Source organism: Enterobacter sp. BIDMC 26 (assembly GCF_000534435.1).
GTDB lineage: Bacteria > Pseudomonadota > Gammaproteobacteria > Enterobacterales > Enterobacteriaceae > Enterobacter > Enterobacter ludwigii.
This window is the reverse complement of record NZ_KI973182.1, coordinates 3,005,023-3,013,024: the sequence shown is the minus strand read 5'-3', so window position 1 is coordinate 3,013,024 and position 8,002 is coordinate 3,005,023. Positions and strand designations below refer to the sequence as shown.

The following is an 8,002-nucleotide window of genomic DNA, read 5'->3' as shown; positions in this document are numbered from 1 at the left end:
ATTGGTTGCGGGGGCCGGATTTGAACCGACGACCTTCGGGTTATGAGCCCGACGAGCTACCAGGCTGCTCCACCCCGCGTCCGTGGAAGCGCACTATACTCGGTTAGGTTTGTGATGCAACCCCTTTTTCACATAAATCATTAACTTTGTATGTAAATTGAACGGCGTTGCGATATTTGGACTATTTTTTGCTCAGAATTTGCCAAAGGGCATGTGATTCCGTTTCTTTAGAACAGTGGGTTTGTTATCTTCATCACGCGGTAATGGGCAACTTTAAGACGAGATATAATGAAAGGACGTTGGGCGAAGTATCTAATGACAGGGGCAATGGTAGCCATTCTTGCGGCCTGCTCTTCTAAACCGACCGATCGCGGTCAACAGTATAAAGACGGGAAGCTATCCCAGCCTTTCTCTTTAGTTAATCAACCTGATGCCGTTGGCGCACCGATCAACGCCGGAGACTTTTCCGAGCAGGTTTACCAGATCCGCAACGCGTCGCCACGTCTGTATGGCTCACAGAGCAGCGTTTATAACGCGGTACAGGACTGGCTACGCGCGGGCGGTGATACGCGCAATATGCGCCAGTTTGGTATCGACGCCTGGCAGATGGAAGGGGCGGATAACTATGGCAACGTCCAGTTTACCGGTTACTACACCCCGGTTATCCAGGCGCGACACACGCGTCAGGGCGAGTTCCAGTATCCCATTTACCGAATGCCGCCTAAACGCGGTCGTCTGCCGTCCCGCGCTGAGATCTACTCCGGTGCGCTGAGCGAAAACTACGTTCTGGCCTACAGCAACTCGCTGATGGACAACTTCATCATGGATGTTCAGGGCAGCGGCTATATCGACTTTGGCGATGGCTCCCCCCTGAACTTCTTTAGTTATTCCGGTAAAAACGGTCATGCCTATCGCAGCATTGGTAAAGTGCTGATCGACAGAGGCGAAGTGAGAAAAGAAGACATGTCGATGCAGGCGATCCGCGAGTGGGGTGAAAAACACAGCGAAGCCGAAGTGCGTGAGCTGCTGGAACAGAACCCGTCGTTTGTCTTCTTTAAACCGCAAAACTTTGCGCCAGTGAAAGGGGCGAGTGCCGTTCCACTGATTGGCCGCGCCTCGGTAGCTTCGGATCGTTCTATTATTCCTGCGGGCACCACGCTGCTGGCGGAAGTGCCTCTGCTGGATAACAACGGCAAATTTAACGGTCAGTACGAGCTACGTCTGATGGTCGCGCTGGATGTCGGCGGTGCGATTAAAGGTCAGCACTTCGATATTTATCAGGGCATTGGCCCGGATGCGGGGCACCGTGCAGGCTGGTATAACCACTATGGGCGCGTATGGGTGCTCAAGGCAGCCCCTGGCAGCGGTAACGTATTCAGCGGCTGATTGTGGTATTCTGAGTCGTACTGAATTAACAGAGAAGGGTGAGGAATAACCTCACCCTTTTGACATCTGAGGTTTTATGTCTGTAGTAATCAGCGATGCCTGGCGTCAGCGTTTTGGCGGCACGGCACGTCTATATGGTGAAAAAGCCCTGCAGCTGTTTGCGGATGCGCATGTCTGCGTCGTGGGGATTGGCGGTGTTGGCTCCTGGGCGGCGGAAGCGCTGGCGAGAACCGGCATTGGCGCGATCACGCTGATTGATATGGATGACGTTTGCGTCACCAACACCAACCGTCAAATCCATGCCCTGCGCGATAACGTCGGGCTGGCGAAATCTGAGGTGATGGCGGAGCGTATTCGCCTGATTAACCCGGAATGCCGCGTGACGGTGATCGATGACTTTGTGACGGCAGATAACGTCGCCGAATACATGAGTAAAGGCTACAGCTATGTCATCGACGCGATCGACAGCGTGCGTCCAAAAGCGGCGTTGATTGCCTACTGTCGGCGTTACAAGGTTCCTCTGGTTACCACCGGGGGGGCTGGCGGGCAAATCGATCCCACGCAGATTCAGGTGGCCGATTTGGCAAAGACGATTCAGGACCCGCTGGCGGCCAAGCTGCGCGAGCGCTTAAAAAGCGATTTTAACGTCGTGAAAAACAGCAAAGGCAAGCTGGGCATTGACTGTGTCTTTTCGACGGAAGCCCTGGTCTACCCGCAGGCTGACGGTTCGGTGTGTGCGATGAAAAGCACGGCGGAAGGGCCAAAAAGGATGGATTGCGCCTCAGGCTTTGGTGCGGCCACCATGGTGACCGCCTCTTTCGGCTTTGTAGCCGTCTCTCACGCCCTGAAGAAAATGATGGCGAAGGCGGAACGTCAGGCCTGAGCCTGACGCGCGGCATCCTGTACCGCCTCACTGAGTGCGACCAGGCCCTGACCGCGCGAGGCGCTGAGCTGCGCCCGTAGCCCCAGTTCATCGAACAATGCCAGCGGCGAGTGCGTCAGCAGCTCCGCCGCGCTTTTCCCTTCCACGGCGGTTAACAGTACCGCCAGCAGCCCGCGAACGATACGTCCTTCGCTGTCGCCAAAGAAATGCAGTTTTTCACCGGATACCGTGCATCCCAGCCAGACGCGGTTCTCGCAGCCGGAAATCTCTTTCGCCTGCGCTTTGCGTTCGTCTGACAGCGCCGGCAACTGCTTGCCGAGCAGGATCAGCTGGCGATATTTATCTTCCCATTGCAACAGCGGGGCGAAAGTCTGTTTTAAGGTCTCTTCTGTGATGACCGTGCCAAACGGATGCTCGGCTAACGCTGAACTCGTCATTAATCCACCAGTATTTCAAGGGCGCGGTCAACGGCATCAACCAGCGCATCCACATCGCTTTGCGTATTATACGGCGCAAACGACGCACGCAGTGTACCGCTCACACCCAGCGCGGCCAGTAATGGCTGCGCGCAGTGCTGGCCGGCACGCAGGGCAATGCCATACCCGGCAAGCAGCGTAACCATATCGCTATGATGAACGCCGGCAAAATCAAAGGCCAGCAGGCTTGAGTCCTGCACGCGGAACGATCGAAAACCCGGACGTTTCTGCAGCGTTTCTTCTGCAAGCGTCGCCAGACCCCGGCTCCAGCGTTCTGCCTGAGCGATATCCGTTTCAGCCAGCCATTCAAGCGCGGCACTCAGGCCGATGACGCCTGCGACGTTCGGCGTTCCAGCTTCCAGACGGTAAGGGACATCCTGAGTTTTAAAGCCCTCAAAGGTCACCTCGGTGATCATTTTGCCTCCCCCAAGCCACGGCGTCATTTGCGCCAGCAGGGCCGGTTTTCCGTACAGCACTCCGATCCCGGTTGGGCCGTACAGCTTATGTCCTGAGAAGGCATAAAAATCAATATCCAGCTTTTGTACATCAGCGGGGAAATGCACCACGCCCTGGGCACCGTCGACCATCACCACCATGTCGTTGGCGTGGGCCACGTCGATGGCCAGAGCCAGATCCGGGCAACCCCCTGTGACGTTCGACATTTGTCCGAGTGCCAGAATGCGGCTGCGGGGGGTAATGAACTCAGATAAGCGCGCTACGTCTGGCAGAAGATCTGCACCCAGCGGCAGTTTCACAATGCACGCGCCCGTTTGCTCAGCCACCATCAGCCACGGAACCAGGTTGGCGTGGTGTTCTGCCTCGCTGACAATAATTTCATCGCCGGGCTTTAGCCGCGGGCGCGCATAGCACTGGGCCACCATGTTAATGGCTTCAGTTGTGCCTCGCGTCCAGACGATGTTTTTCCCGCTTTCGGCGTTGATCAGGCGTGCGACCTGATCGCGCGCGGCTTCATAGCGCGCGGTTAATCGCTGTGCTTCGGCAAACTGGCTACGGTGCACGTTCCCGGCGCTCAGGCTGTAGAACTGCTGCGTCGCCTCAATGACTGCCTGAGGCTTAAGGGCGGTGGCAGCGCTATCAAGGTAAATACCGGCATCGGCCAGCGCCGGGAACTGTGCGCGAAACTGCGCGGGACTGAAAGCGTTCATGGAATTCCTCATCTCAATAGTGAGATCGTCGCGCAATTTCATCGGCAGGGCAAGGAGGTTGATATCTATCAGATTTGTCTGCTAATCCTTACTTATCCTGGCGACTCTGAAAAAGCAGGTTATGCTAAATAAGGTTAGGTGAATGTTTAAGCCTGTTATAAATCGATGTTTGAATAGCATTAATTGCTAAAGGAGAATAAGCATGAAAAAGACAGCCGCCATTATCTCTGCCTGTGCGTTGACCTTTGCCCTGAGCGCCTGTTCCGGTAACAACTACGTAATGCATACTAACGATGGCCGTTCTATCGTCTCTGAAGGGAAACCGACAACCGATAACGACACCGGTATGATTTCGTATAAAGATGCGAACGGGAACAAGCAGCAGATTAATCGCACTGACGTGAAGGAAATGAAAGAAATCGAGCATTAATCGATCGCAGGCGAAAAAAAAGCACCGCAAATTGGCGGTGCTACATTAATCACTATGGACAGACAGGGTAAATGTACAGGAAGTGAAAAATTGGTAGCGTTGCTACCGTGGTCTGAATCGCAGACCAATTGCAAACACAACAACACAACATCACAACCGTAAGCCAAAAGCCCTTCAGAACACGCATTCCGAAAAAAGCTCTTCGTTCCGGCTCAGGAAGTGCCGCCACTATAGGTATTTGCTGGTAGTTCCTCAACGGACAAATTATAATGGCTCAGATAAAAAAAACTAATAGGTTAAACATTGTTTCCTGTTTGTTAAATCTCGTTAACATCTAAGCCAGATAACCATGTCGAAGCGATTGCCACCCCTAAATGCATTACGTGTTTTTGATGCAGCAGCACGTCACCTGAGTTTCACGCGCGCAGCCGATGAGCTTTTTGTGACACAGGCCGCAGTAAGTCACCAAATCAAGTCTCTGGAGGATTTCCTGGGCCTTAAGCTGTTCCGTCGGCGCAACCGTTCATTACTGTTGACCGAAGAGGGGCAGAGCTATTTTCAGGATATTAAAGAGATTTTTTCCCAGCTCACGGAAGCCACGCGCAAGCTGCAGGCCCGCAGTGCAAAAGGCGCGCTGACGGTAAGTTTATTACCCAGTTTTGCCATTCAGTGGCTGGTGCCAAGACTCACAAGCTTTAACTCAGCTTATCCGGGAATCGACGTTCGAATCCAGGCGGTGGACCGTCAGGAAGACAAGCTGGCCGATGATGTTGACGTCGCCATTTTTTATGGCCGCGGTAACTGGCCAGGCTTGCGTGTCGAAAAATTATACGCAGAATATCTGCTGCCGGTCTGTTCACCGCTGCTCTTAACGGGCGAAAAGGCGCTGAAGACCCCCGCTGACCTGGCGCGACATACGCTTTTACATGATGCTTCTCGCCGTGACTGGCAAACTTATACCCGTCAATTAGGTCTTAATCATATAAACGTGCAGCAGGGCCCCATTTTTAGCCACAGCGCAATGGTGTTACAGGCTGCCATTCACGGGCAAGGCGTGGCGTTGGCGAATAACGTCATGGCGCAGTCCGAAATTGAGGCAGGCCGTCTGGTTTGTCCATTTAATGATGTGCTGGTCAGCAAGAACGCGTTTTATCTGGTTTGTCATGACAGTCAGGCAGAACTGGGTAAAATAGCCGCTTTCCGACAGTGGATTCTGGCGAAAGCGGCGAGTGAGCAAGAAAAATTCCGCTTCAGGTATGAACAGTAACTTTTGTGTGCCGGGCACGCATCACTTTAGGATTTAAACATGACCAGCCGATTCATGCTGATTTTTGCCGCGGTGAGTGGCTTTATTTTTGTTGCACTGGGCGCCTTTGGCGCACATGTATTAAGCAAGTCGTTGGGGGCGGTAGAAATGGGCTGGATCCAGACCGGCCTTGAATACCAGGCATTCCACACGCTGGCGATTTTTGGGCTGGCGGTGGCAATGCAGCGCCGCATCAGCATCTGGTTTTACTGGAGCAGCGTATTCCTGGCGTTAGGCACCGTGTTGTTCAGCGGTAGTCTGTACTGCCTGGCGCTTTCGCATTTACGCCTGTGGGCGTTTGTTACACCTGTCGGCGGCGTCAGCTTCCTGGCAGGTTGGGTATTAATGTTTATCGGAGCCATCCGTCTGAAACGCAAGGGCGTTGTTCATGAATAAGGTTGTTTTATATTGTCGCCCGGGGTTTGAGAAAGAGTGCGCCGCGGAAATTACTGATAAAGCGGCGAAGCGCGAAGTCTTTGGCTTTGCACGCGTTAAAGAAAATGCCGGCTACGTCGTATTCGAGTGCTACCAGCCTGAGGATGCGGATAAACTGGCGCGTGAGCTGCCGTTCAGCTCACTGATCTTCGCTCGCCAGATGTTTGTCGCCGGTGAACTGCTAAAAGATCTTCCGCCGGAAGACCGCATCACGCCGGTTGTGGGTATGCTGCAGGGCGTCGTGGAAAAGGGTGGCGAGCTGCGTGTTGAAGTCGCGGACACCAACGAAAGCAAAGAGCTGATGAAGTTCTGCCGTAAGTTCACCGTACCGCTGCGCGCTGCACTGCGTGACGCAGGCGTGCTGACAAACTACGAAACGCCAAAACGTCCGGTGGTGCATATATTCTTTATCGCCCCTGGCTGCTGCTACACGGGTTACTCCTACACCAATAACAACTCTCCCTTCTTCATGGGCATTCCGCGTCTGAAATTCCCTTCAGATGCGCCAAGCCGTTCTACCCTGAAGCTGGAAGAGGCGTTCCACGTGTTTATCCCGGCTGATGAGTGGGATGAGCGTCTGGCGAACGGCATGTACGCGGTCGATCTCGGCGCGTGTCCGGGCGGCTGGACCTATCAACTGGTGAAACGCAACATGTGGGTCTCTTCGGTTGATAACGGCCCGATGGCCCAGAGCCTGATGGATACCGGACAGGTCACCTGGCTGCGTGAAGATGGTTTCCGCTATCGTCCCACCCGCAACAACATCTCCTGGATGGTGTGCGATATGGTTGAGAAGCCGGCAAAAGTGGCCGCGCTGATGGCCTCCTGGCTGGTGAACGGCTGGTGCCGTGAGACTATCTTTAACCTCAAGCTGCCGATGAAAAAGCGCTATGAGGAAGTCTCGCAAAACCTGGCCTATATCCAGGCGCAAATGGATGAGCACGGCATTAACGTGGAGATTCAGGCGCGCCAGCTGTATCACGACCGCGAAGAAGTGACGGTGCACATTCGTCGCTGGTGGGCTGCTGTTGGCGGACGTCGCGACGAGCGATAATACGCGTTACATTGCCCGGTGGCGTTTTGCTTGCCGGGCGATTCATCTGAAAACGATTTAACGTTCTAAGCGCAACTGCTGCAAGTTCCCGTCCAGCTGTAAATCCGTCTGTAACGTCGCCACATCCCGGCAGATAAAGGCCATCTCTTTATGCGCCTCCAGCTTCTTGCGCCATTTTTCCGGGACCTCGTCCAGCCTGGCGTAAATCCCTTCCAGACTCTGAAAATCCGTCAGCAGTTGGGCGGCACTCTTCGGCCCGATGCCTGCCACTCCCGGAACCTTCGAGCTGCTTATTCCGGCCAGTCCCCAGTAGTCAGGAAGTTGTTCCGGCGAGACGCCAAACTCACTGGCGATAAAAGGGGCATCAAGCCAGCGCTTCTGGAAGTAATCGCGAATGCGGACGGTGGGCGAAAGCAGCTGGCAGTAGCCTTTATCGGTTGAGACGATGGTGGCCTGATGTCCGGCGCTCGCGACCTTGACGGCTAACGTGGCAGCCAGATCATCGGCTTCATTGCCATGGGCTCCCCAGCAGGGAACGCCGCGCTGTTCAAAGGCGGCGCGAATGGCCGGCATTTCGGCATGCAAATCGTCAGGCATTGGTGCGCGCCCGGCCTTGTAGTCGGGAAGGCGCTGGTGTCGCCAGCCGCTGTTACGCGCTTCGTCATCAAAAACGGCAACCACATGGGTCGGTTCGCTATGGCGGATAAGTTGCTCCAGCGCGTGCAGACACGTGTCCTTACAGGGCGTACCTTGCACCGCATGGATCCGGCGAATGAGGTTGAGCGCATCGACGATAAGCAAATGAACAGCCACAGATAATCTCCCTTCTGTTTAATGGGGGAAGGGTAACATTGTCAGCGGTGGGA

Annotated in this window: 9 protein-coding genes and 1 tRNA gene; 6 read left to right on the top strand and 4 right to left on the bottom strand. The window is 54.5% G+C overall.

Translation table 11 applies throughout. The annotated features are described in order from the left end of the window. Positions 1-2 precede the first annotated feature (2 nt). Positions 3-79, bottom strand: a tRNA-Met gene (locus L462_RS09210). Positions 80-288: 209 nt separating this feature from the next. Here L462_RS09210 and mltA point away from each other — a divergent pair. Next, complete coding sequence (mltA, locus tag L462_RS09215; protein WP_032678883.1) at positions 289-1,386, top strand: murein transglycosylase A; 1,098 nt, start codon at positions 289-291, stop codon at positions 1,384-1,386. Positions 1,387-1,462: 76 nt separating this feature from the next. After that, positions 1,463-2,269, top strand: coding sequence for a tRNA cyclic N6-threonylcarbamoyladenosine(37) synthase TcdA (gene tcdA / locus L462_RS09220; RefSeq protein ID WP_032678882.1), 807 nt, complete (start codon positions 1,463-1,465; stop codon positions 2,267-2,269). Here tcdA and csdE read toward each other — a convergent pair. Together csdE and csdA are read right to left on the bottom strand one after the other, a co-directional pair. Next, the gene (gene csdE / locus L462_RS09225; protein ID WP_014171435.1) at positions 2,260-2,706 is read right to left on the bottom strand and encodes a cysteine desulfurase sulfur acceptor subunit CsdE; all 447 of its coding nucleotides are present in this window, start codon (positions 2,704-2,706) and stop codon (positions 2,260-2,262) included. The genes tcdA and csdE overlap by 10 nt on opposite strands. After that, positions 2,706-3,911 (bottom strand): cysteine desulfurase CsdA, encoded by a 1,206-nt coding sequence (gene csdA / locus L462_RS09230; RefSeq protein ID WP_032678881.1) that lies wholly within the window; start codon positions 3,909-3,911, stop codon positions 2,706-2,708. The genes csdE and csdA overlap by 1 nt, the downstream gene beginning before the upstream one ends. A 202-nt stretch (positions 3,912-4,113) precedes the next feature. Between csdA and L462_RS09235 the strand changes: the two genes are divergently transcribed. The 4 genes from L462_RS09235 to rlmM all read left to right on the top strand — a co-directional run bounded on the left by L462_RS09235 (position 4,114) and on the right by rlmM (position 7,136). Continuing rightward, the gene (locus tag L462_RS09235; RefSeq protein ID WP_003862759.1) at positions 4,114-4,341 is read left to right on the top strand and encodes a YgdI/YgdR family lipoprotein; all 228 of its coding nucleotides are present in this window, start codon (positions 4,114-4,116) and stop codon (positions 4,339-4,341) included. A 349-nt stretch (positions 4,342-4,690) separates the two neighbouring features. Beyond that, positions 4,691-5,608 (top strand): glycine cleavage system transcriptional regulator GcvA, encoded by a 918-nt coding sequence (gene gcvA / locus L462_RS09240; protein WP_014171433.1) that lies wholly within the window; start codon positions 4,691-4,693, stop codon positions 5,606-5,608. Positions 5,609-5,647: 39 nt separating this feature from the next. Beyond that, positions 5,648-6,043, top strand: coding sequence for a DUF423 domain-containing protein (locus L462_RS09245; protein WP_008499646.1), 396 nt, complete (start codon positions 5,648-5,650; stop codon positions 6,041-6,043). Then, on the top strand, positions 6,036-7,136 hold the full coding sequence (rlmM, locus tag L462_RS09250) for a 23S rRNA (cytidine(2498)-2'-O)-methyltransferase RlmM (protein WP_020883791.1): 1,101 nt from the start codon (positions 6,036-6,038) through the stop codon (positions 7,134-7,136). Before L462_RS09245 ends, rlmM begins: the two co-directional genes overlap by 8 nt. A gap of 57 nt (positions 7,137-7,193) precedes the next feature. On the opposite strand, the gene xni is transcribed toward rlmM, so the two are convergent. Beyond that, positions 7,194-7,949 carry a flap endonuclease Xni gene (xni, locus tag L462_RS09255; protein WP_014171431.1) on the bottom strand — a complete coding sequence of 252 codons (756 nt, stop codon included), beginning with the start codon at positions 7,947-7,949 and terminating at the stop codon, positions 7,194-7,196. Positions 7,950-8,002: the final 53 nt, after the last annotated feature.